Genomic DNA, 23,631 nt, shown 5'->3' with positions numbered 1-23,631 from the left:
AAATACATTTTACTAATAAACTAAAGCTAAGTATACTAAGTACTTTCTCTAGAGTTTTATACATGCTATTTCTTTTGGTGGTTCTCCTTGTATAACACCTACATATTTAACTAAAGAACTGAATACTTTAAATTCTTCTTTAATAGTAGTTATTGAACTAATAACTTCATTTATATCTAACCTTGATGCTACTGTACAATGAGGAACCCACTTTTCTGGTAAATAATAATCTCCATATTTTAAATTATGATTTTTAAAGAAACTATAGAATCTATTATGAATGCCGTATAATTCCATATTCATAACAGGAGATAAATATACCACATTTTCTTTAAATGGAAAAATCCCTATACTATTAAACTCAACCTCAAATGCTTTTTCATATTTTAGAAAAATTTTCAGCTTTTCAATAAAATTAAATATATCTTTAGATTCAAATGATGCTAAAGTTATATGAGGTTTAATCCCTGAATCTATTGTATGTTTATTAACACCATTATTACATATTTTATATCTTAAATCATTTATATAATTATTACTTTTTGTATCAAGATATAAAATAACTCCATAATCCATTAAATCTACCCCTTTTAAAATTCTTATTTAACCTTTTGATTTCTTAGTTTCAAATGTCATCAGCTTTCCATTTTCCCATAAAAAGTTCAAAACGTTTCATTGAAATACTTCTACTTTGTTAATTCATTTTAACTAATTCTCTCTTCATAAAAAATATAATGTATCTTAACTGAATACACATAGGAATAATAGTGATTATCTAAATTTTTAATGTTGGTAGGTTTTTATCATAATCATAAGTCCACAGTTTAAGAATAATTATTTTTTCATCATTATCTATTAGAACAACATCATTTAAATAGCTTATAAATTCTTCCACTCCCCAACAGGCTGAATGCTCATACTTATCGAATTGTATCAAATACTCTTTAAGTTCTTTAATAACCTCTTCAGGACCATCAATTATAGAAGCTCCCTCTTCATATTCATCCATTATCATTGCCTTCATTATATTCCCCTCTTTTTAAAATTCATGGTACTTATTTAGTATATTCTAATTAAATTTTGCAAAAGCAACTAAATCATCTTTATCACATGCTATGAATTTATTTGCTATATAAAAACCTCTAGTTTCTTCACTATCATTTGTTAATAAAACTTTTTGTCGTACATGTTTATACTTATCTAATATTTGATTCAATAAATTCGTACCTATTCCATTCCTTTTGTATTCATCTAAAACTAAAATATCTTGTATGTATATTATTGTTTGACCATCCCTACTACCCTAATTAAAAAAACTAGATATCTCTAAGCTAATAACCAAAGATTTTAAAAAATGAAGACTAACTATTAAATAATGCATACTATATAAATATTTGCTTTCTCAATACTTCTTAAAATCATAACCTAATATTTCAACCTCTTCTTCTTTATTCAATCTTAAATCATAATTCTTTCTTAATTCAATCATATTCAAATGATCAAATCCCATTTCTCTATAAAACTCTATCCCATCAATATTCCGTGGAATTACATCCACAAACAGAGCAGTAATATTCTCCTTAATCATTATATCATCAAGAATATTCATAGCTTTTCTTCCTAACCCTTTTCTTCTATATTTCTCAAGAATAAATAAATCTTCAAGCCATGCAGCGTTATTTCCACCAAACTCTAAATAAAAGAATCCAATATAATCTCCATTATTAACTATTAAATAAATTCTACCTTCTTTTAACCATGAATCAAATGATTTCTCTCCCTCCTCAATTGTACACCAGTATTCCTGTGGTGATTTAGTTAATCTACGATGATAATTCATTAATTCTACAATCATAGGTGCTACAATATTTTTATCATTATCATCACAAACTCTTAATTTCATTTTCATTATCTTCAATCTCCTCTTTATATTTTGTCAGATTGTTCTTTATTAGATTTTTACGATTATTATATTCTCTCCTTAGTTATATAAATTTAGCTAATACGTAGTAATGCCAACTTCTCCAGTCATCCCCTATTTCTTCTACATGTCTTAAACTAATAATTTTAAAATCTTTCATTAATCTTCTAACCTCTTTTTCATCTACATAATAATGGGGAATTCCTTTTTCTTTTCCTTCAGTTTTGATTATTGTATTTTCTCCTATCTTTTCATTACTAGGATTATTAAATGAAGGATTATTTTTCGAATTAAAAGTAAGGTAAATTTCACCATTATCTTTTAAAGTTCTCTTTATTTCAGAAATAACCTTCTCTATACCAACTCTATCTGTATGGTATATAGCATTATAAGCTAATATGCAATTAAAAAAATTAGATTCATAAGGTAATGATACCATATCACCTAAATTAATTTTAATATTTAAGCCTTCTTTACTAGATACTTCATCTAGTTTCCTTAATCCACTTTCAGATAAGTCATGTGCATAAACATCAAAATCATTTTGAGATAAAAAAATAGAATGTCTACCAATACCACAGCCTAAATCTAAAACTTTCATATTATTTTCTTTCTTCCATCTATTACCTAAATAATAAACTTCTTCTGCTGGTTCTCCCCAAAATTTCTCCTTTACTTCATCCCAGTTCCATGATTTAGACTTTATATCCATAATTACCTCCTTGTTTTAAATATCATTATAATGAATTTAACTACTTTTTAAATAAATTTTTCAGTACCTCTAATTATAAATAATCTTAAATCCTAAGTTAAACCAACAAATTTAGAATATTAATCTATTCTTTTCATTATATAGAATACATAGCCATAATAATCTGAATATTTCTCATACATTTCAATTTCTCTTTGTGTATTATCTAATCTATTATTAGCTTCTTTGTTATTTATATATTTTTTTCTTAATTTATTTATCCTATCTATTAATGGATTATAATAATCTTTCCACCATCCACTTTCAGGGATGACAAAATGACCAACTGGTGAATAACCTGACGTTTCTATTATTTTTATATTATCTGCTATTCCTTTAATCTCAGGATAATCAGATTCCCAAAAACTCTTTGGTTCTTCAGGTATATCTTTCCGCAACCAAGAAATCTCTGAAACAACTAAATATCCACCTATTTTTATATAATTTCTCCATTCTTGTATACCTCTTTCAAAACCTATAATAAAAATAGCTCCTTCACACCAAATTACATCAAAGTTATCTTGTTTAAATTCTAATGAGAACATAGACATTTGTTTTGCTTCTATTTTGCGAGATAAGTTATTATTAAAAGAAGTCTCTACTAGTCTATCTAGAAATGTTTTATTTATATCAATTGCAAATACTTTACCATTGATATTTTTAGCTAATTCAATTGTTTGCATACCTGGACCACAACCTATATCAAGTATAGTAGAATTTTCAGGTATATCTTTTAGCATAGTTATTGCTTGTTTTGTTGAATCATTATCTCCTGGTCCTTCTCTCGGTATATCCTTATGTATTTCATAAAATATATCCATTAACAAAACCTCCATTCAATACATTGCTCTATACTACAATAAAGTTTTTTTAGGATTTCAAATTTAAAAGGATCTGTATTAGCAATTAAAAATAGTATTTCTGGTATGTTTTCTTTACCAAATATATAAAATGGGTTTAATTCATCAAATTGACCACAATCCCAAAAATAGAATAATTCTATTTTTCTAACCAACATTTTTACTTTCTTCGTATGATTCAATTTTTTCATTTATAATATTCCATGCAATATTAAAGTCACATTCAAAATCACTACAAACACCTTCTTGTTTCCCTCTTTTCATATCATTAAATGGTTTAAATCCAAATTTTTTATAGATATTAATAGCTTTATAACTCCACGTTTGTGTAGTCAAATATATATTTCTTTTTTCTCCTAACTCCTTATATATGTCTAGAATTTTTGTTATTAACGCTTTACTCAATCCTATACTTTGATAATCTTTTTTTACTCCTACCCAATGTACTCTTGGTAGTTCGAGACCTTGTAATTGTCCTTCCCAAGCCATAGCCGTTGCAACTTTTTGACCATGTTTATCTTTAATAAAAATACATCTTTCTTTTACCTTTTCATATTGATTACCAAACTCTTTTTTGAAATGCACTAAAGCCTTATCTATACCTGTAAATTCTTCAACTGATGTTTCTATCTTAGCCCACTCTAACTCATCACCTTCTTGAAATTTCACAAAATTAAATCCTTCAGGCAATTGATATTTAGGATATCCTAGGTTATTATTTCTAATCATTACTACCCCTAAATGCTTTACTGATTTATCTAACATATTTCCTCCATTCATTTTACATATAATTTAAAATGTGAATTTCATATAATGCTCTCTTAGTTGGAGATTGTACCATATTAACACACCCTTATTCCTTTTTTTACTGCAAATATTATGCTATGTTAAGTCCATCAGCCAATATTTGAAATAACAACTTTAATAATGACTTTAATTATCTTTATTAATAAAATCTAAAACTATTTCATTGAAGTTCTCTGGATAATCATGTCCAAGGCCTTCAATGTATAATGTATTAACATCTAACTCTTCTTCAATTAACTTTAATTCGAATATTTTACATTGTTTCAAACAGTCTTCATCGTCATTTCCACATATTATAAGTACTTCAATATCATTCTTTTTTAATGCTTGAATCAAACTATTTACGTTATTTTTAACAATAGGAATCCAAGGAGATTGCAGTATTATCTTATTACATCTAATATCTTTATCTCTAATTCCTCTTAAAATCACATTACACCCTGCTGAAAATCCACACAAAATCTTATGCTCATAACTATTCCATTCAATCGAATCAATAGTTTCTTTAAGTTGAATTGGTCCAGTTCCATCATCTTCCCATCTAAATAAATTATATGAATCTATTTCCTCTGATTGTAAATATTCAACTTGATATTTCTCACCATAAAGAAATTGCCAAGTCACCTTACTAATATCATTGTTCTGCTGATTACCATGTAAAACAAGTATCAATCCATTACTACTTTTATTTATCCAAGTACACTGAGTCTTTGATATTTTATGAGCTTTAAGGTATCTTTCTTCTGAAATTTTGGAACAAGTTTTAAATCTTATATCATCTTGTAGACTATTTAAATCTTCATCTTCAAAAACTTCTGGCCTATACCATAATTCCTTTAAAATAATTGCCTCTTCTAACCACCTTAGAGCTTCCTCTTTTTTGTCCGATGTAGCAGCTAAGCAGTATAAAAAATTATAAACTTGACTTGACATGGAATTCAATGTATATATATTTGTTACTAAGAAATTATATGCATCTAGTGTTCCAGCTTCATTTATTAATTCAAGTGTTCTATTAAGTAGTTGTGTTTCATTCATTTAAAATCTCCTTTCTCACTATGTTTATTCTACATATCTTTCCATAATCCTTTTTCATTATAAAAAAAGAAACAATTTCTATTTTGAAATGTCTCTGTTTTATATAATATTACTATTTATTTATCAATTTTCATAAAATATTTATACAATTCTTTTGTATTGTGAATAACTATAACTTTATCTCTATAGGGCTCTAAAACTTCAAGTATTTTAGGTATTTTAAACTTTTGATAGTTATTTGTCCATATAATTAAATCTTTTAATGATTTTATATTTTCTTTTTTGCCTTCTTCAAGTCCAAATTTTCTTTTAATAAACCTTTTGATAATTCTAAAATTAAATATCAATGGTGATATATTAAGAACAAATATTTTATCTGAAAGTTTAAAACTATCTAATAACCAACTATAATATACTCCTTCAATTATCCAATCTTCTTTTGATAATATATTACTTAGCTCTTCTGTTCTCTTTTCTACAGGCATTTTTATTCCATAAGTTTTTACTGTGTTATCCCAAAAAATATTGTCTAGATCAAAGTGTTGGATATTATACTTCTTTGATATTTGTTTCGCTATATAAGATTTTCCCGTTCCGCTACCACCTATAATATGTGTTTTCACAATATATCCCCTATACTATATAATAATTTTATATATTCTCATCATAAATTTCCTTTAACTTTTGTATGGTTTCTTGATCAAGTAATTCTTTATGTAGATTTTTCTTTACAGCATCATTGTATTTTAATAGAAAATTTAATGGTTTTCCTGCACAATTTCTAAGCTCATCTATTCCAAATGTGTTCTCAATATATTTTGCTATTGAATAACCTAAAGGATGAACAATTTGATTTGTCATAAGAAAATTATTTAATTTAATATCTTTATTTAAAATCAATTTATCTCGTAACAATTTGATAAATTCTCTCATATACCTATCTGGATTTTCCAAACAATCTTTAAGGATTCCTTTTTCCATAAATCCAAAATATTCATATATGAAGCATATATCTTTAAAGCTACACATATCAGCTATTCCTTCATTTTCTAGAGCAAATAGAGCTTTCCCTACTTCATTATATCCTTTCTTTGGTTTTTGACAATTTTCTTTTAAATAATGATGTAATTCATGTGATAATAGTGCATTTAGCTGATCTTCAGTCAATAAAGTTGCAAATGAAACATCCAATAATACTACACTTTTTTCTACACATGCATTGTACATAAAAACATATAATTCTATGTTTATTTCAATATCAGAATTAATATTAGGTAAATATTTTAATGTCTCTTTTATAAAAGCTTGTCTATTTATTATTTTTTCTATTCTATCTACATTTTTATTTAGATTTTCAATATTATTTAGAGTCCATAACACAGATTGAATAATGCTGCTTTTTACTGGGTTTTCCTCAACATTCTCCTTACTATTATTTAAATAAAGTATATATGCTTTATGAAATAAATTTATCCATTGATCTTTTTCTATAAGGTCAACATTTTTACCAAATAGTTCTAATAACTTTTCATATGAATACTTATCAAAGAGATTTACAATATCTTTCTTTTTTAAAATATTCTTTGTATTAAATATATTATAGAAATCAATAACACCATCCGTTTTAAAATTAATACTTACTTTCATTCCATCCCCCCAAAACTTAATTTAACTTATATACTATCTATCTCTAAAACTTATTTTATCTAAATATTATTAAATTAGTTTTCATGCTCATTACATCATACATATAATTAAAATTTTATTCATATATTTCATTAAGCAATATAAAATTTATAGTTTCATCAATAACTTTATAGTTATATATCAAGTGATTATTTTCAAATTTAGTAATTTTATTATTTTCATCATATTTTTCTTTTATTAGGAAGTTTATTTTCTATTTTCTTAAATAGATTTACAAAAAATTTTCCTATGCCTAATATCTCTCCAATATATCCTGAAATTTTTATAAATATCTTTGTAATTACTATCCATATAAATAATAAGGCTAATAAACGTCCAATTACTTGAAAATCCATAGTTTTCTCCTCTTTATTATTTTAAAAATTAATTAATCTCATATCTAAACTAAATTTATTCTACAAATATTCACTAATTAAATTAATTGACTTACCTGTAGCATCTAATTCAATTATTGATCCTATTGGCATTGTAAACATTGGATGTGTATGACTACAATCTACTTCAGCTAAAAAAGGAAAGTTATATCTGCCTATTACTTCTTCTAATATTTCATATGGCTTCCTTTTACTTCCTCTATCTTCAAAAAGTTCATGCTTTCCTAGTATCAATCCACCTATCTTATCAAATATATTATTGGCTTTTAGCATAGCAAATGAACGCTCTATAGTTTCAGCATCTTTTAAAGAATCTTCTATAAACAATATGTCTCCTTTTTTAATTTCAGGCATGTATTCACTTCCCCATATACCTGCCATTGTATTCAAGTTCCCTATTATTAATCTACCTTTAATCTTTCCTTTATTTATAGTTATCCACTCATTTTTATTTGATTTTTTGCTTCTATTTTGACTTTCCCAATCTATATATTCCTCAGTCCACATTTTTGGCACTTTATAATTATAAGGTATATTAATTTCTTTAACTAAAATATCTTCAAAATATTTAAAATTCAGTTCATTAAAAGGTTCTATTTCTCCAAATGAAGCTACTAATGCTGGCCCATAAAAAGTAGTTATTCCAGTTTTAGCATAAATAGCAAATAATATTGCTGTCATATCAGAATATCCTATAATTATTTTAGGATCTTTTTTTAAAGATTCATAGTCTATATATGGTACTATTGAATTTGAATTCATTCCACCTATTGTAGAAATAATGCATCTTACTTCTGGGTCTCTTATTAACTGATTTAATTCTTCTGCTCTATCTTTTATACTACCAGACCTATAAAAGTCTTTTTTATCTGTTAAATTTCCAGCTTTTAATTTAAATCCTTTATTTTCAAGAAATTTTTTACTTCTGTTAAATCTATTAGGGCACAATGCAGTAATAGGTGTTGATGGTGAGAAAAATCCAATTGTATCTCCTCTTTTTAGTTTTTTTATCATTTATTTTACCCCCGTTACTTAATATCTATTTGTATAAAAACTTTATTTTACTATTAAATATTCAATTAACCTTTATCATAATTTATTCTATATATCTTTACAAAATCCTTTTTTATTACAAAAGGACCAGAGATAGTTTATTATTTATAATATCTCTGGTCCTTTACACATATATCTTTACTAATCTATTTTCTATTTTTATATAAACTTATTTTTGCAATCTTTTTTCTTTTATAGTTCTTATTTTATTTTTTAGCAATCCATCTTTCATTTTTTCTTTTTCTACAAAAAACATAGATAATCCTCCAGATCCTACATGAGTTCCTACCGCTGCCCCCATTTGCATTATATAAATTTCTCCATCAAAATCTGTTTCCTTCTTAATTTTTTCTTGTAAATTACTAGCTATATTTATATCTGTAGTATAACCAATAATAATGAAATCTGTAATATCTTTATCTACTCTTCTTGTAAACTCATCTATATAATAATTTAATGCTTTATTTTTTCCTCTTACTTTAGATACTATTGCTCCTTTACCATTTTTCATGGACATTATAGGTTTAACTCTTAAGACTTTACCAATTAATGCACTGACATTAGTTAATCTACCACTTTTTATTAAATTATCTAAGTCATCTACACAAAGAAAGTGCTTAACTCGGGTTTTATGATTTTCATTGAACTCTATTATTTGGTCAAAACTATAACCTTCTTCAAGTAATTCATCAGATTTTACTATTAACCAACCACTTCCATGACTCATAGATAAAGAGTCTACTACGTGTATTTTAATATTAGAATCTTTATTATTTTCATAATAATAATCTTTTGCTATAACAGCAGACTGATATGAGCCACTTGTTCCACTAGACATACAAATACATAATATTTCAGTATATCCATCTTTAACTGCTCTATCTATAATTTTTAAATATTCTTCTGGGCTAGGCATTGATGTAGTTGGATTTTTATCTAGAGATCTTTGTACTTTATAAAATTCATCTGGCTGAATATCTATCTTATCTTTATAACTCTTTCCTTTAATAATAATATTAAGAGGCGCAACTCCTATATTATAATTATCAATTATCTCTTTAGATAGATCACATGTGGAATCTGCCATAATCTTAATCATATTTATCCCACCTTATATTTTAATATTTTATCATTCGTCAAATTTCTACAATATATTTGTTTTTACTAGTATAGCACATATTTAATCAATTAGGTATATACTATATATAAAAAATCTCTTAAATAATTATTTAAGAGATTTTATGTAACAATATAAGTTACTATTACTATATTTTTATTGTTTTTTTGCAACTATCATAAACCTATGTTCTGTTCCAACAATATAACCTTTTTCATCTAACTCTTTTTTTAGTTTACATAAGTTCTGAAAGCAAGAATCAACTGAAAAATTAGGAAACTCCCACTCAATAATCTTAGCAAAATAAACTAGTGCTCCTATATCATAGAACTTACTTTTTGGAAAATATTCATGAGAGAATAATATTTCAAAACCAGCATCTTTTAATATTTTAATATTATTTTCTAAGTCATGATTTAAGTATTGATGCTCTAAACCATCAATTAATTTATATGATAAATCATTATTATTTTTCCCTCCAACCTGCTGTGTTATAAAAAAACCATCTTTTTTTAATATTCTTTTTACTTCATTCATATCAAAAGCCTCATGTTTATTAATAACAATATCAAAATTATTATCCACATAAGGAATATTACTATCTTCTATTATCTGTTTTACTTCTATTCCTAATGAAGATAATTTCTTTTTACATAATTCTACATTTGGTGGATATGCTTCTGTAACACTTGTTAATTCATAAGGGTGATTTAAAGTTAATAAAAATTCTCCACCACCAGTACCCATATCTAATAATCTATGAGAAGGATTAACATACTTTAATATAATTTCTTTATAATTCCAAGGAAGTTTCTCTTCTTCATATCTTGCATCAATATGGGAAAAGTCCCAGCCCTTAAATGTATATTGTTCTTCTTTTTTCCATTCTTCTTTCAAATTGTTATAGTTCATTATAATCACTCCCTTGACCCTTTTGAAAAAATTACTAAGAATACTAAATCAAATTTCTAGTAAATTAACACTATGTACATATAAATCTTCCTCTAATTATTCCAACTTTACTCTTTAAATCAATAAATCTTAATATATATATTTACTATACCACTTACAAGTAATATCAATAACTTTATCCCAATCTTTTCTCATACCATGTTTTGATCCCTTAACAATTTCAAGTTTTGAGTTATCTATTATTGTATTTATTGCTTTTTGTGACCTTTCTAACAACTGTAACTCTTCTTGATCCTTGATATTGTCTCCATGAATAATTAATATAGGACAGTCAACATTTCTAAATAAATCCTTTTGATTGATTTGCTCAAAATCCATCAAAGTCTGATTAGTAATTTTATGTTTTCTATTTGTGCAAAAATAAAAGAAACCTTGTTTATGTAAATTATCTAACTGTTTTTTGGAAAAATAATCATTCCAATCATATTGCATACTATCTGTTAATGCTCCAACTAAAACCATTGTTATTACTTCTTTTCTATAGTTTTTTAAACATGCCAAAGTTCCAAAGCTATTTCCAAACAATCCTATTTTTTTATATCCTTTCCCTAAAGCAAATTGAATAGCAGAATTTAAGTCATCCACTTGATTTGTTAAAGTTATAGAATTGTCGTCACTTTCTCCACATCCACTAAAATCTATTGCTAAAACATCATACCCAACTTTGTTTAAAGCTTCTGCCAAATCATCAAATCTACCATTTGATGATTTATCATTAGTAAATCCATGAGCCATTATGATTATAATATTTGAATCAGCTCTATATAAATTTGCAACAATTTTCAATCCTCTAGAGTTTTTAAAATTTATCTTTTTGCCATCCATAGTTTGAGACATTATACTCCTCCCTTGATATAAAAAATTCATTAATTTTTTGATATAAATAAGGCTGAATTAATGGATAAGTTAATGTTTTGGGTATAGTATCAAAAGGTTTGACTTCTCCAATTTCAGAATTTGGTAATTTACCAAGAGATTCTACATTTGAGTAAAATAATTGCCCAAAAGATTCAACTTCCTTTCTAGATACTGAATATATACAAACTGGAATAAGATTAAAATCTTTTGCTCCTGTTTCTTCAATCAATTCTCTTGAAGCTGTGTAATTGATATTTTCATTTTCTTCTCTATGACCACCTGGAATTTCCCAACTTAATCTTTCCTTATGTCTTACAAATATCCATTTATCTTTATATCTTGACATAATAACTGCAAATTTAAGTTTGCTATCTTCAACTGTATTTAATTCATAAAAGTTTACCTTTAACACTTTAATTATTCCTTCTTCCTTTTAATTTTTATATAATATAATTTCAAAAAAATTTATTTTCTATATTTCATTATTTTCAGAAAAATACTCTATATTATATTTCTACAAATTTATCTAAATTCCTTCTTTTAGATATTTTAAAGAGGATACCCTAATACTAGGATATCCTCTTTAAAATTTTATTTATTCTATATTTTAAACTTTAAAATATTTTCTTGCATTTCTGTTGCTAATTTTGCTAAAGACTGACTAGCTGTTGCTATTTCCTCTATAGATGCTGTTTGCTCTTCTATTGATGCAGAAGCCTCTTCAGTACCTGCTGCATTTTCCTGTGATATAGCTGATAAATTCTCTATCATTCCTATAATCTCTACTTTCTTTTCTTCCATTTCTCTTCCTGAATAATTAATATTTTTTATTACATATTCCATTCTTTCAATTGCCTCATTAATTCCTTCAAATTTTAAATTAGTAATTTTTACACTTTCTGATTGAGCATTCATTATTTCTCCAGATTCCTTCATTTTACCGACTGCATCTGATGTTTTTCCAATTAATTCCTCAATGATACTAGTGATTTCTTCTGTAAATACAGTTGATTCCTCTGCTAACTTTCTTATTTCATCTGCTACCACTGCAAAGCCTCTCCCTGCTTCCCCTGCTCTAGCTGCTTCTATTGCTGCATTAAGGGCTAAAAGATTAGTCTGGTCAGCTATATTTTTAATCATTTGGCTAGCACTTTCTATTTTACCTGCACTTTCATTAGTTTTTACAATAACTTGATTTACTTCTTTAGATAATAAGTTACTTTGTTCTGTCCTCTTCGTAAGATCCTTTAGACTTTCAATTCCTTCATTTTTTAATGTATGTACTTCCTTAGTAGAATCATTTAAATCACTTATATATACCTGATTCTGTTCTATCAAGTGTCCTAATTTATTAATATTTCCTGCTCCATTATCTGTATTTTTTGCTTGTTCATTAGCTCCATTAGCTATTTCTTCTATAGTTTTCGCCACTTCTTCAGCTGCTACTGATGATTGCTGACTTGTTGCTGTTAATTCTTCAGATGATGATGCAACTTGCTGAGACATATCAGATATATTTCTAATTAAAGTAATAAAATTTCTCTGCATTGTTCCAAGAGCTTTAGATATTGTACCTATCTCATCTTTTCTATTTAAATATTTCTCAGTTTTGCTATCTTTAACAAATGTTAAATCATATTTAGATAATCTTTCAATCATTTCTGATAACTTTGTAATTGGATTTGCAATATTTTTTGCTACTAATAGTGCGATTAAAATAACAATACCAGTTACTATTGAAATTAATATAAGACTATTTAATAATAAACTATTCAGTTCAGAAAAAGCTTGTTGATGTGGTTGTTCTGTAACAACTCCCCATGAAGTTTTTTCTATAAAATTTGTTGAACTAAACATATCCACATTACTTTCATTAGTGTATACTTTTGTATCGTTAATGCCCTTTAATGCATCCTTAACTGCTGGATTTTCTGCTCCACTTTCCCCATTTAAAACTTTTTCTTCAAAATCAGGATGTGCAATATATGTTCCTGATGCATCCACTAGATATCCATATCCTTCATTTCCAATTTTAATACTTGATACAATTTCTTGTAATCCATTTAGATTGATATCTCCTCCAAGTACACCTATAGTTTCACCATTTCTTATAATAGGTACTGCAACCGTTATGCAAGGATTATTAGTTAAACTAGATATGTATGTAGATTCTGAAATATGATTTTCTCCATTTTTTGCATCTATGTACCATTCTCCATCGCTATAGTCATACTCACTATAATCTTCTACAGATACATCACTAGTACTTGCTTTTAACATACCATCTGCATCTGTTACATATATAAATTCATAAGATGGATAATTCTTCTGAAATTCGCCAAAAATTTTTTTAAGTTCTAAAGGATCCATTTCATGAACCCGTTCATCACTAGCTAAGTATTCTAAAAGTTTTGTATTTTCGTTTAAAAAATAATCTATTCTTTCTTTTAGATTTTCATTCACATTTTTACTGTTTTCTGTAATGTTTCCATTAATCATATTTCTTTGCTCATAGTAATTAATCCCCGTTAAAACTAAAGTAGGTATAAGAGCTACTAATACTAACATAATTACTAATCTGCTCTTTAGTTTTAAATTTAATTTCTTCATCTTTTGATACACTCCCCCATATACATATTAATTTATTTTATATAAGCATCTTATTACTTCTTCATCACCCCCTTAAATAAATTTAAAAGGAGAAGAAGTTAATTGATAAACTTCTTCTCCCATGTTTTTTCTATTCTGCCATTTCTAGAGCAATTTTCATCATATTAGTGAATGCATTTTGCCTTTCTTCAGAAGTTGTTTCTTCTTTAGTTTCTAAATTGTCAGATACAGTAAGTAAACATGCTGCTTTTTTTCCAAGTACTTTTGCATTATGGAAAAGAGAAAAAGCTTCCATCTCTACAGCTACACAGCCATACTTATTATAAATCTCTTTATATTCTTCAAAATTTTGTCTATAAAAAACATCAGAAGAATGAATTCTTTCTATATGCATTGGAATTCCTAATTCATTTGCATACTTTACAAGACGCTGGTTTAATTCTGGAGTACCTTCAATAGTGTCACTTTCATAACCACCTTGTACTTTAGCATAACTAGATTCACTCCAAGCATCCTTTGCTAATATTACATCATATAATTTTACATCTGGAGTATAACCTCCACAAGATCCAATTCGAATAATATTTTCTACATCATAAAATTTATAAAGCTCATAGGAGTAAATCCCTATACTAGGCATCCCCATGCCACTTGCCATAACGGAAATTCTTCTTCCTTTGTAAGTACCAGTATATCCCAAAACATTTCGTACTCCATTAAACTGCTTTACATCTTCTAAAAATGTATCTGCTATAAACTTTGCTCTCAAGGGATCCCCTGGCATCAAAACAGTTTTTGCAATTTCATTCTTATTTTTTGCTTCAATATGTGGTGTTGGTATCATAATATTTTCTCCTTTACAATTTAATATACAAACCCTACCATTAAAATTAGCTCTAGGGTTAGAAGATTTAGTAATAGTACTTAAATTCTTCTTATAACTAGAATTGTATCTAACTTTGTTTATATTTTCAAGATTTATCTATTTAATAATTGAAAGTTTACTATTTATGTAATAATTTCACTCATTTTCACAATGATTATTTAAATTTTAACATACAGCATGTATCTTTGCAATACAACGATAATGTTATTGACATGAAATGATAATTGATCTATAGTTTACTTTTTATAATCATGTCATGAATATCCCATCCAAGAGACCCTGCACACCACCCTTGATTTCCTAGTATGACAACATCAATATTAAAGAATGGATAATAATATAATCTACAACTAACTCCATACTCTTCTCCAGTATGTCCACCACGAATTACATTGTTGTCTTTATCCAAAATAAACCAATTTCCATATCCATATTTCCATACATAATCTCTAAATCCATTTGAACCTTCATCTAATACATGTGGCATAAGAATCTTATTAGTCATATCTTCTCCTAGTATTTTTGTAGTTCTTAGAGATTGTACAAAATTTATAAGGTCATATGCAGTTGATGTTGCACCACCATCAGAAGCTGGCACAGGAGTAGCTGTGTAAATATTTTTCTTCCAAAGAACCATGTTATCTTCTTCAATTTCTATAGGCTCATAACCTTCTGCCACATTATCATATACTTCATCTAAGCTTATAAAATCTGTATCATTCATATTTAATTTAGAAAATATATTCTTTCTTACATAATCAAAATATGATACTCCTGATGCTTTTTCTATAATAAGCCCTAACAAAATATATCCTGCTCCATTATATTGAAACTTTTCTCCAACGTTATATATAGGTTCATCATAAGCAAATAATTGAATATAATCAGATAACTTTTTAAAACTATAAATAGGTTTTTCAGACCAAAGTTTCTCCCATTCATAATCACTTCCATTTTCATCGAAGTAGTCAGCTATACCCGATGTATGTGTTAATAAATTATGTATAGTTACTCCTTCAGGTATTTTTGTATCATCTAATTCCAAATATTTAACAACACTTGTATCAAAATTAAGTTTTTCATTTTCTATTAGTTGTATAATTGCTACTGCTGTAAACATCTTTGATATAGAACCTACTCTAAACCTTGTTTCTATTGAATTTTTAATACCCCAGCTTCTATTTGCATATCCATATGATCCAGAAAATATTTCTTTATCTGATTTTTTTATTAAAACAACTCCACTAAATTCATTATTATTACTTTTTTCATTAAGTAATCTAACAAGTTCTTCTTTAAACATATTTGCTTTCTCCTTTTTATTCTTAAAATTTAGTATAACATCACTATAGTTTATTATATTCTACAAATTTTTCTTTCTTAATAAATTTGATGTCATTAATTTCTTCATCTTCAGGATTAAAATTATATCTACCTACTATATATTTAATTAAAAACTTAGTTGTTTATTATTCTTTGTAACTAATCTATTCTCTTATACTTTCAATAAAAGAAAAAGTAATTTATTATCAACTATTTTTAAAATCTTATACTTATAAAAATATAACCTATATAATTAAATCTGTTCTACCTATTTGGTTTAAAGCTTTATTAAACTCCTTTGGAAATTCTTTAGGTTTTTTAAGGACTTCAAATACTTTTTCTTTTCCATATATGTCATGTATTAAACCCCAAATTTCATTTCCAAAATAATAATTTTTAGAATGTTTTAATTTAGGGACCTCTTCTTTTTCTTGTAGTTTTGTACATGAATTTAACCAATATTCTGATATTATTTCTTTAATATCATCTAAATCTTTTATTTTACCTATTCGAATTAACTGTATCTGAGACTTAAATTCATTAAAAATATCATAAAACTCATCTCTCAGATAATTCCATGTAAAAGTGTCCATCCCAACATTTTGTTCTAGATCATTATATATCTTCTTTGTTAAAATTCCTTGTCCATTATTACAGTACTTAACAGCAAGTCCTTCAAATGCTAAAAAATAATAAAGATACTCTTCAGGATTGAATTTACTTATATTTACTTCTTGTGAAAATTTATTATAACCTATATGATGTACTTCATGTCCAATAAACGATTTAAATAGTTTTAAATCGTTTATATTGCATAATTTAAAAAACGATAAAACATCAAAATGAATACAGTTTTTATATGGCCAACCAAAGCTATTGCCTATACTTATCGTAAATATAACATCTAAGCTGTCAAAGTTTATATATGAAGGTAATCCATTGATAGTATATTTAAGTCCTTCCTTAACGATAGATTCATCAATTAATAATAATTTTTTTATTTCTTTTTCATAAAAATCTAAATTATTAAAAAAATATTTATACTGAATATGATGAATTCTAAGTCTTTCATTTTGAATATCTTTAGTGTCAAGTTGTTGTAAATTAATAAAATAATCGACAAACTCTTCTTTTGTAATATTTGTAATTGGAAGTCCTTTAGTATTGTACCTTTCAAATTCAACTTTATAATCATCGTGTTCTAATAAATCTTCCAATTCTTCTCTATATAATTTTCCTTTTTTATGTCTTTTACATAATTCAAGCATCTTAAATACAGTCTTATTTCTAATATTTATATTCAATAATATACTCCTTTCTGACTCTTAAAAATTAAATATTATTTTTAACCATTTTTATTTTTTCATGTATTTCACTAAATACAACATAGAGGAATATTATATTCAGTAAGTTTCCAATGCTTATCTTCCTTTCAACCATAGATGGATATTTTTTATCTGTTGAATAAGGATATTCGTTAAAACTTTCAAGGATCAGTTCATTATTAAAATTACCAATATAATTGAGATCAATTTCTTTAAGTGTAAAATTACCATTTATGAACCTGTCAACATTATAATGTTGTGACTTAACATGACTATCAACTCGTTCGTTCCACTTCTTTTTATTCGTTTCAAAATAATTTTGCATAATTTTCATACCATTCGTATAATAAAATTGAAAAATAAAATATACGTATTCTAATATTTTGTTATCTTTTTAAAAGTTTTTTCTAATTCTCCGTTAAAAACTGCCTTTAAAGATTCCTTAGCCCATTCAGGAAATTTAGATCTTTTATATGCAAGTATTAAAGTAATAAGAATTGAAAGACCATCATCCATTACTTTTTCAGTTTCATTAATATTACCATATTCTTTTATAAATACTTTTCCAGCTTCTTCCGATAATGATGAGCATACATTCCTAATGTCACTATATCTATAACCTATTCCTAATAAATTATAGTCAAACATTATTGCCTTTTTTCTATGATTACTCACCGCAAGATTAGTCCAATAAAAGTCATTATATGTTAGAGTTTTTTCAAGTTCTTCAATTTTATTAAAAATTAAATCATAGTTATCAAGTATTATGTTCCATACTTTGTAACCCCTAGTATTGGATCTGTCTTTTACAAGTTCAACATTTTCTTTTGTAATAATATCAATTTCTCTATAGAAATTATCACAATTCTCATCTATATATTTTTCGCCTTTATTATGTAAGTCTACATACCATTCTGCTAATAACTTTGCTACTTCAATATCTGATAAATCAGACCTTACTCCTAATCTATAATTTTCACTTCTTTCTAAGTCTTCTAGTAAAATACTTCTATCTGTATGGGTAAACACTTTAATCGTTGATATGTTTAGTTCTTTAAAAATAGAGTAATTTTTTATTTCTCTTTTATATTCTTCTTTGAAAAAATACTTGATTATAAAATATTTATTTTTATAATTAACTCTAAATAGATAAATTCCATCTTTATCTCGTATTTTTTGTAAATCAATATGATTGGTTTCAGATAAGCCAAGTTTAAATAGTTCTTTGTATATATCTTCAATAATATTCATATATTTTTCCTTTCTTTGACTTACATTTATGATGAATATATGCTGATTGTTTTAATCAGTAAAAGTCAATGTGACTGCTTGAACTAAGTCCATTTCTTTAAACCTTGAAGGTGAAAAGAAATTTTCTAGAGAATACGCTCTCATCATAGTACCACTGTCATAAATCATAATAGCAAGAGGTAGTTCTTTATTAATTTCAATCCTTTGAAAATCCCTCAAAAAACTTTTCGAAGATGCTGAAATTTCATTCTCCATTTTTAATGCATCAGTTTGATATGAAACTCTTCCTATTGTATTAATATTAAAATTTATTGCATGGTTATCTTTAAGCATCATTGCAAATGTCCCTTCTAATCTAGAATCTGGCTCAGCATATACCTGCCCCCCTCCTATAACATCCCAATTATTGTTACTATTTAAGACATAAACATTTAATTTAAGACTTTTTGCATTTTTAGGAGCTTTAAAAGATATTATATTTATATCATCTTGAATTTCTAATGTCTGAAGAAGATAAATATCACTTTCTGACAATTCATAAGGTTTAATACCTTCCTTCCTGAGTAATTTAGATATACCTGTGTTGTTTGAACAACCAGAAAAAAACACTATTGTAATAGCAATTACAAATATTGTAAAAAATTTTTTTCAACATGATCTCCCCCTCATAATATAAACTTTTCTTGTAACTGTCTAAAGATTCCCAACATCCTTAATGTATTAATTTTATATTTACTAGATAAAAATAACCCATTCTATAGCGACAAACACTATTCCTACTATAACTAAACTAAGTAAAATAGACCAAATTATATATTCTCTATTATATTTACTTTTTTTAAGAATATAATTATCTGTAAGATATACTATAATCCCAATAATTAACATGATTCCAGCTACAATGATAAAATCTCTTATTGTTAATAAATATTCGTTAGGTAAATTACTCTCTATTCCAATTATTCCATTTATAAACATTATAATCGATAAAATATAAAAACTTATGATACTTGTTAATCTATGTTTCTTTCTGAATCTTTCATGCTTTTCATAAATAATTTTATGTTGTTTAGGATTAATAAGCATGAAATACTTATCATAATATTGTTTATTATAAGAAAACAAAGTTGCCATAATAAAAAAAGTAGCTGCTAAAATAAACATTACCTTAGTTACCCCTAATAAATAACTTAATCCTAAGTATAGTATGGTAAGAAAAGACATAGATATAATAGTTCTCATACTAACCCTCCTTTAATTAATGTTTTATAAGATAAATCATCTTATATGATTATATAGTAATAAAGTCCAACCTCACTTCATTAAAATTAACTGATGGTATGCCTAATGTCCTGTTATTGAATTCCCCATGACAATCTGAGCCTGCTGAAACTAACATGTTATTATACTTACAAAAATCTAAATAATAACCTGAATCTTCTAAATTTCTTAAATATGGAGAAAAGCACTCAATTCCATCAATTCCGTAATCTCTCCATTTTCATATGCACTTGGATGAGCTAAAAATGAATATCCTCCTGCATTTTTAATTGTTTTTATTACTTCCTTAGGACTTTTAAAAAGTAATTTTTCTTTACTTAATTCCACCAATTTAAAATATTCATCTAAATTTTTTATTATTCTCTTATCAAGTAAATAATTTAAAGAATCCCATCCACCCCTTTTATTATCATATTCATATGAATAATAATCTTCAATATTTTCTATTTTATTTATGGTTTTTATATATTGAACTATTTTATAATTATGTTTTTTTCGCTGAAATTGATTAAATTCTAATAACTCATTTTAGTACTCGAATTATTACATCTATTAGCTTTTTGTTTTCACCTGTATTTAATAATCTAAAGTATAAACTACGCATAAAATTCTTTATATTTAAATTTTTAAGATAGTTCCTCATGGAATCATCAAGGTCTTCCAATTCTAAGAATGATTCTATCCATGTTATTAATTCATTTTCTATAATAACCTTTCTTGAAATAATACTTATTATAGCTGTTACTAACCTCTCATCTTCTTCATGAACATATACATAAGTTCCTGTGCTCACTTTATATTTAATATTTTCAAGCATATTCTTAAGTTCATCAATTCCAATTTCTTCACACATTGCTAATTCATCAAGTGCATCAGCTGTATGAGCTACGGAGTGTCCCCATCCATACTCTGCTACGTATCCACGCAAATCATTTTCATCTTTAAAGTACTGTGTAACTTTTCTATATATATCTCTAACTTCTTGTTTATTAAATAATTTTTCTTTACGATGAGAATAGATAATTAATGCTACTATCAATATGGAAAAAGACCTTGTAAATACTGCTGTCTCATCCTTTGAATCAATTTTATAAAACAAATGCTTGTCATCAAGAACTACATTTATAATTTTCTTCAACATTTCTTTTTCAATCTTTTGATTTCCTATCCATCTCGCTAATGTAGAATAAATTAGATTATCCCTTAGTTCAGAATCTAAACTTCCTATGTTCTCTAGCATTGATTCAATTAACTTTTCTAAATTTATTTCATCAGGTATAGCATATTCATTCTGTGCTATCATTTGTAATTTTTCTTTTAAATTCTCCATGTATTCTGTTTCTCCTTTCTCTTTTACACTTTCTAATTAAATCTAGTTAATCATAGTGATATTATATTACATTCTAAAATTCATCTATGTTAGACATCCTTTATATTACTTAATTTTGATTTAATTAAACTAATCAGTTGCTCTTTCTCTAACTTAAGACGCTTTTCTCCTAAGTTAACACTTACTTGTTCTTGTAGTGAATCAACTAACCCAAGTTTGATTTCGCAATTTGATTTTCCTAATTCATTAACATCTACAAGATCTGGTGAAATATATAACATTTCACTTGTTTCTTCAACTCCTGCATGCAAATAATCATCTGTTTGAATCTCTTTTGGAAATTTAGCTTTTTCTGAATGCCAAAGTATTATATTAAATTCACTACTTGATTCCTCATGTTCAATTTTTTCAAGGATAGAAAGTTGTTGAGGTGATAAATGACCAGTACATATAACTAATATTTTAAATCCATTTCTTTTTATGTTATTTACCAAGCAAATAACTTTTTGTAAGAAAAGTTGTTCTTCAACTAAAAAGTTTCCTTTTAATTTCTCACCTATTATAGTTTCTAAATACCAATATTTATCATCAACTTTTGTTTTATATCCATCAGTTCCACAATATTCTGTTGGAAACAATACACCACCTATAACTTTCCAAGCTGATTTTATCACCCACTCAGCCCTTATTGCATCAGTTCCAAATGGCAAATGGTTCCCATGCCACTCAATTGGGCTAATAGGAATATATGCAATAGGACATTCTTTTAAAATTTTTTCAAATTTATTTGGTGTTAATTCTATAATTTTTAGGTTCACTGTAATCTCCTTTCAAATGATTCTTCTTCTTTCTTTTATTCTACATATGTTACCAAACTCCTTTTTTCTTACAAAAAAATCAGAAATATTCCAAATGGAATATTTCTGATTTTATACTTCTAATTTTATTAAATTTCCTGAAGTATCTTTTGTATATACTTTTTTATCTTTTTCAATAACTTTATAATTAAGTTTTTTCAATCTATTAATAGTTTCTTTCATCATATCTTCATTAGGAAGTTTAATTGTATAATACTCCATACCAACTGAATTTTGTGGTAAAGGACCTACATCAATTCCATTCCAAATATTTAAACCTATATGATGATGGTAACCACCAGAAGATAAAAATAATGCTGATTTTCCCATCTCCATAACCACATCAAAACCTAAACCATTAACATAGAAATCCTTAGCTTTTTCTAAATTATCTACATGAAGATGAATATGACCTATTATAGCATCTTCAGGCATCCCATTCCATCTACTATTTTCTGATTGTGATAATAAATCTTCATAATCTAAAAGGCTATTAGACATCTGTACTTTTTTATCTTCCCATATCCATTTACTACTATCAATATCTGAATATATTTCAATTCCATTATCATCTGGATCTTGTAAATATATTGCCTCACTAACTTCATGATTTGCTCCTCCAAGAATAGGATATTTTTTTTCTTTGATATTTTTCAAAAATGATCCTAATTGTAATCTATTAGGTAATAATATGGCAAAATGATATAATCCTGTTCTCTTTGGTATCTTTTTTATAACATCTTTAGGTTGTTTTAAAGTTATTACAGGTGTTAAACCATCAATAGTTAATATTAGACTATTTTCTTTTTCTTCTAATACTTTAAATCCCATTATATTTTTATAGAAGTCTAAGGATCTCTTCAAATCCTCTACCTTTAATTCTATTTGAGTTACATATATATTTGATTTGTTATGAAATTTTTTCATTTACATCACCTTTCATTAAACTTAATATTTATATAATTTTATTATACCCTTATAATTCTCTTTAAAATAATTACATAAAACTCAGTAATAAAATTATTTAATTGGGAGAACTATAATTATGACATGAAATAAAAACGATTATCCTGAAGCAATGAAGGATTTAGATGAAAGTTACTCAGAAGATAAAGCAATTCCCATTGCAATATATAAATCAAAAGAATGGATTAAAATCATATTTCCAGTTCAAAAATTCATCATGTAGTCCCTAATGGTATTATAGAAGCTACTCTAACAAATTAGAAGTAGGTTTCATGCTACTTCTTTTTTTAATCTAATTATTATATAATAAATTTAAGTTATGCTATTGAATTGACTTTATAGGA

General features: G+C 26.1%; 29 protein-coding genes. All 29 read right to left on the bottom strand.

All coding sequences use genetic code 11. The features are described 5' to 3' along the window. Positions 1–48: 48 nt before the first annotated feature. Positions 49–576 (bottom strand): 2'-5' RNA ligase family protein, encoded by a 528-nt coding sequence (locus D3Z33_RS00965; RefSeq protein ID WP_160195926.1) that lies wholly within the window; start codon positions 574–576, stop codon positions 49–51. Positions 577–775: 199 nt separating this feature from the next. Further along, positions 776–1,024 carry a hypothetical protein gene (locus D3Z33_RS00960; RefSeq protein ID WP_160195925.1) on the bottom strand — a complete coding sequence of 83 codons (249 nt, stop codon included), beginning with the start codon at positions 1,022–1,024 and terminating at the stop codon, positions 776–778. 45 nt (positions 1,025–1,069) lie between these two features. Continuing rightward, entirely contained in the window at positions 1,070–1,231 is a 162-nt protein-coding gene (locus D3Z33_RS00955; RefSeq protein WP_431768822.1) for a hypothetical protein, read from the bottom strand. Between the two features lie 171 nt (positions 1,232–1,402). After that, positions 1,403–1,909: a GNAT family N-acetyltransferase gene (locus tag D3Z33_RS00950; RefSeq protein ID WP_160195924.1), complete on the bottom strand. Its 507-nt coding sequence runs from the start codon at positions 1,907–1,909 to the stop codon at positions 1,403–1,405. Positions 1,910–1,985: 76 nt separating this feature from the next. Next, entirely contained in the window at positions 1,986–2,633 is a 648-nt protein-coding gene (locus D3Z33_RS00945) for a class I SAM-dependent methyltransferase (RefSeq protein ID WP_160195923.1), read from the bottom strand. Between the two features lie 119 nt (positions 2,634–2,752). After that, complete coding sequence (locus D3Z33_RS00940; protein ID WP_160195922.1) at positions 2,753–3,493, bottom strand: class I SAM-dependent methyltransferase; 741 nt, start codon at positions 3,491–3,493, stop codon at positions 2,753–2,755. After that, complete coding sequence (locus tag D3Z33_RS00935) at positions 3,493–3,690, bottom strand: hypothetical protein (protein WP_160195921.1); 198 nt, start codon at positions 3,688–3,690, stop codon at positions 3,493–3,495. The genes D3Z33_RS00940 and D3Z33_RS00935 overlap by 1 nt, the downstream gene beginning before the upstream one ends. Beyond that, on the bottom strand, positions 3,680–4,297 hold the full coding sequence (locus D3Z33_RS00930) for a GNAT family N-acetyltransferase (protein WP_160195920.1): 618 nt from the start codon (positions 4,295–4,297) through the stop codon (positions 3,680–3,682). Before D3Z33_RS00930 ends, D3Z33_RS00935 begins: the two co-directional genes overlap by 11 nt. A gap of 168 nt (positions 4,298–4,465) precedes the next feature. Continuing rightward, entirely contained in the window at positions 4,466–5,377 is a 912-nt protein-coding gene (locus tag D3Z33_RS00925; protein WP_160195919.1) for a TPR end-of-group domain-containing protein, read from the bottom strand. 116 nt (positions 5,378–5,493) lie between these two features. Then, on the bottom strand, positions 5,494–6,000 hold the full coding sequence (locus D3Z33_RS00920; RefSeq protein ID WP_160195918.1) for a DNA topology modulation protein FlaR: 507 nt from the start codon (positions 5,998–6,000) through the stop codon (positions 5,494–5,496). 28 nt (positions 6,001–6,028) lie between these two features. Further along, positions 6,029–7,024: a DUF5700 domain-containing putative Zn-dependent protease gene (locus D3Z33_RS00915; RefSeq protein ID WP_160195917.1), complete on the bottom strand. Its 996-nt coding sequence runs from the start codon at positions 7,022–7,024 to the stop codon at positions 6,029–6,031. A gap of 221 nt (positions 7,025–7,245) precedes the next feature. Beyond that, positions 7,246–7,419, bottom strand: a complete 174-nt coding sequence (locus D3Z33_RS00910) for a hypothetical protein (protein WP_160195916.1) — start codon at positions 7,417–7,419, stop codon at positions 7,246–7,248. 60 nt (positions 7,420–7,479) lie between these two features. Beyond that, positions 7,480–8,472: a S66 family peptidase gene (locus D3Z33_RS00905; RefSeq protein ID WP_160195915.1), complete on the bottom strand. Its 993-nt coding sequence runs from the start codon at positions 8,470–8,472 to the stop codon at positions 7,480–7,482. Between the two features lie 208 nt (positions 8,473–8,680). Further along, complete coding sequence (locus D3Z33_RS00900) at positions 8,681–9,610, bottom strand: DegV family protein (RefSeq protein WP_160195914.1); 930 nt, start codon at positions 9,608–9,610, stop codon at positions 8,681–8,683. Between the two features lie 174 nt (positions 9,611–9,784). Continuing rightward, on the bottom strand, positions 9,785–10,540 hold the full coding sequence (locus tag D3Z33_RS00895) for a class I SAM-dependent methyltransferase (RefSeq protein WP_160195913.1): 756 nt from the start codon (positions 10,538–10,540) through the stop codon (positions 9,785–9,787). 129 nt (positions 10,541–10,669) lie between these two features. Continuing rightward, positions 10,670–11,437, bottom strand: a complete 768-nt coding sequence (locus tag D3Z33_RS00890; protein ID WP_160195912.1) for an alpha/beta hydrolase — start codon at positions 11,435–11,437, stop codon at positions 10,670–10,672. After that, positions 11,400–11,870, bottom strand: a complete 471-nt coding sequence (locus tag D3Z33_RS00885; protein ID WP_130807470.1) for an NUDIX hydrolase — start codon at positions 11,868–11,870, stop codon at positions 11,400–11,402. The genes D3Z33_RS00890 and D3Z33_RS00885 overlap by 38 nt, the downstream gene beginning before the upstream one ends. A 188-nt stretch (positions 11,871–12,058) precedes the next feature. Then, positions 12,059–14,068 carry a methyl-accepting chemotaxis protein gene (locus D3Z33_RS00880; protein WP_160195911.1) on the bottom strand — a complete coding sequence of 670 codons (2,010 nt, stop codon included), beginning with the start codon at positions 14,066–14,068 and terminating at the stop codon, positions 12,059–12,061. A gap of 130 nt (positions 14,069–14,198) precedes the next feature. After that, a complete protein-coding gene (gene deoD, locus D3Z33_RS00875; RefSeq protein WP_201750377.1) occupies positions 14,199–14,912 on the bottom strand; it encodes a purine-nucleoside phosphorylase in 714 nt (237 codons plus the stop codon). A gap of 271 nt (positions 14,913–15,183) precedes the next feature. Continuing rightward, complete coding sequence (locus D3Z33_RS00870) at positions 15,184–16,257, bottom strand: serine hydrolase domain-containing protein (RefSeq protein ID WP_160195910.1); 1,074 nt, start codon at positions 16,255–16,257, stop codon at positions 15,184–15,186. 265 nt (positions 16,258–16,522) lie between these two features. Continuing rightward, positions 16,523–17,581, bottom strand: a complete 1,059-nt coding sequence (locus D3Z33_RS00865; RefSeq protein WP_160195909.1) for a DUF5700 domain-containing putative Zn-dependent protease — start codon at positions 17,579–17,581, stop codon at positions 16,523–16,525. Positions 17,582–17,609: 28 nt separating this feature from the next. After that, positions 17,610–17,927, bottom strand: a complete 318-nt coding sequence (locus D3Z33_RS00860) for a hypothetical protein (RefSeq protein WP_160195908.1) — start codon at positions 17,925–17,927, stop codon at positions 17,610–17,612. 50 nt (positions 17,928–17,977) lie between these two features. After that, positions 17,978–18,853, bottom strand: a complete 876-nt coding sequence (locus tag D3Z33_RS00855) for a hypothetical protein (RefSeq protein WP_160195907.1) — start codon at positions 18,851–18,853, stop codon at positions 17,978–17,980. Positions 18,854–18,904: 51 nt separating this feature from the next. Continuing rightward, on the bottom strand, positions 18,905–19,387 hold the full coding sequence (locus tag D3Z33_RS00850; RefSeq protein WP_201750376.1) for a hypothetical protein: 483 nt from the start codon (positions 19,385–19,387) through the stop codon (positions 18,905–18,907). Positions 19,388–19,588: 201 nt separating this feature from the next. After that, complete coding sequence (locus D3Z33_RS00845; protein WP_160195906.1) at positions 19,589–20,095, bottom strand: hypothetical protein; 507 nt, start codon at positions 20,093–20,095, stop codon at positions 19,589–19,591. 207 nt (positions 20,096–20,302) lie between these two features. After that, positions 20,303–20,461 (bottom strand): hypothetical protein, encoded by a 159-nt coding sequence (locus D3Z33_RS00840; protein ID WP_160195905.1) that lies wholly within the window; start codon positions 20,459–20,461, stop codon positions 20,303–20,305. 196 nt (positions 20,462–20,657) lie between these two features. Beyond that, complete coding sequence (locus D3Z33_RS00835; protein WP_160195904.1) at positions 20,658–21,464, bottom strand: DUF2785 domain-containing protein; 807 nt, start codon at positions 21,462–21,464, stop codon at positions 20,658–20,660. 89 nt (positions 21,465–21,553) lie between these two features. Then, complete coding sequence (locus tag D3Z33_RS00830; protein WP_160195903.1) at positions 21,554–22,282, bottom strand: creatininase family protein; 729 nt, start codon at positions 22,280–22,282, stop codon at positions 21,554–21,556. Between the two features lie 111 nt (positions 22,283–22,393). Continuing rightward, positions 22,394–23,248 carry a VOC family protein gene (locus tag D3Z33_RS00825; protein WP_160195902.1) on the bottom strand — a complete coding sequence of 285 codons (855 nt, stop codon included), beginning with the start codon at positions 23,246–23,248 and terminating at the stop codon, positions 22,394–22,396. Positions 23,249–23,631 lie beyond the last annotated feature (383 nt).

The sequence above is a fragment of the Senegalia massiliensis genome (assembly GCF_009911265.1).
Taxonomy (GTDB): domain Bacteria; phylum Bacillota; class Clostridia; order Tissierellales; family SIT17; genus Anaeromonas; species Anaeromonas massiliensis_A.
The sequence above is the reverse complement of the archived record's forward strand: the minus strand, read 5'-3'. Positions and strand labels throughout refer to the sequence as shown.

Coding starts and splice junctions, on each gene's coding strand:
- D3Z33_RS00965 (WP_160195926.1), bottom strand. CDS start 576: ATGGATTATGGAGTTATTTTATATCTTGATACAAAAAGTAATAATTAT.
- D3Z33_RS00960 (WP_160195925.1), bottom strand. CDS start 1,024: ATGAAGGCAATGATAATGGATGAATATGAAGAGGGAGCTTCTATAATT.
- D3Z33_RS00950 (WP_160195924.1), bottom strand. CDS start 1,909: ATGAAAATGAAATTAAGAGTTTGTGATGATAATGATAAAAATATTGTA.
- D3Z33_RS00945 (WP_160195923.1), bottom strand. CDS start 2,633: ATGGATATAAAGTCTAAATCATGGAACTGGGATGAAGTAAAGGAGAAA.
- D3Z33_RS00940 (WP_160195922.1), bottom strand. CDS start 3,493: ATGGATATATTTTATGAAATACATAAGGATATACCGAGAGAAGGACCA.
- D3Z33_RS00935 (WP_160195921.1), bottom strand. CDS start 3,690: ATGTTGGTTAGAAAAATAGAATTATTCTATTTTTGGGATTGTGGTCAA.
- D3Z33_RS00930 (WP_160195920.1), bottom strand. CDS start 4,297: ATGTTAGATAAATCAGTAAAGCATTTAGGGGTAGTAATGATTAGAAAT.
- D3Z33_RS00925 (WP_160195919.1), bottom strand. CDS start 5,377: ATGAATGAAACACAACTACTTAATAGAACACTTGAATTAATAAATGAA.
- D3Z33_RS00915 (WP_160195917.1), bottom strand. CDS start 7,024: ATGAAAGTAAGTATTAATTTTAAAACGGATGGTGTTATTGATTTCTAT.
- D3Z33_RS00910 (WP_160195916.1), bottom strand. CDS start 7,419: ATGGATTTTCAAGTAATTGGACGTTTATTAGCCTTATTATTTATATGG.
- D3Z33_RS00905 (WP_160195915.1), bottom strand. CDS start 8,472: ATGATAAAAAAACTAAAAAGAGGAGATACAATTGGATTTTTCTCACCA.
- D3Z33_RS00900 (WP_160195914.1), bottom strand. CDS start 9,610: ATGATTAAGATTATGGCAGATTCCACATGTGATCTATCTAAAGAGATA.
- D3Z33_RS00895 (WP_160195913.1), bottom strand. CDS start 10,540: ATGAACTATAACAATTTGAAAGAAGAATGGAAAAAAGAAGAACAATAT.
- D3Z33_RS00890 (WP_160195912.1), bottom strand. CDS start 11,437: ATGTCTCAAACTATGGATGGCAAAAAGATAAATTTTAAAAACTCTAGA.
- D3Z33_RS00880 (WP_160195911.1), bottom strand. CDS start 14,068: ATGAAGAAATTAAATTTAAAACTAAAGAGCAGATTAGTAATTATGTTA.
- deoD (WP_201750377.1), bottom strand. CDS start 14,912: ATGATACCAACACCACATATTGAAGCAAAAAATAAGAATGAAATTGCA.
- D3Z33_RS00870 (WP_160195910.1), bottom strand. CDS start 16,257: ATGTTTAAAGAAGAACTTGTTAGATTACTTAATGAAAAAAGTAATAAT.
- D3Z33_RS00860 (WP_160195908.1), bottom strand. CDS start 17,927: ATGCAAAATTATTTTGAAACGAATAAAAAGAAGTGGAACGAACGAGTT.
- D3Z33_RS00855 (WP_160195907.1), bottom strand. CDS start 18,853: ATGAATATTATTGAAGATATATACAAAGAACTATTTAAACTTGGCTTA.
- D3Z33_RS00845 (WP_160195906.1), bottom strand. CDS start 20,095: ATGAGAACTATTATATCTATGTCTTTTCTTACCATACTATACTTAGGA.
- D3Z33_RS00835 (WP_160195904.1), bottom strand. CDS start 21,464: ATGGAGAATTTAAAAGAAAAATTACAAATGATAGCACAGAATGAATAT.
- D3Z33_RS00825 (WP_160195902.1), bottom strand. CDS start 23,248: ATGAAAAAATTTCATAACAAATCAAATATATATGTAACTCAAATAGAA.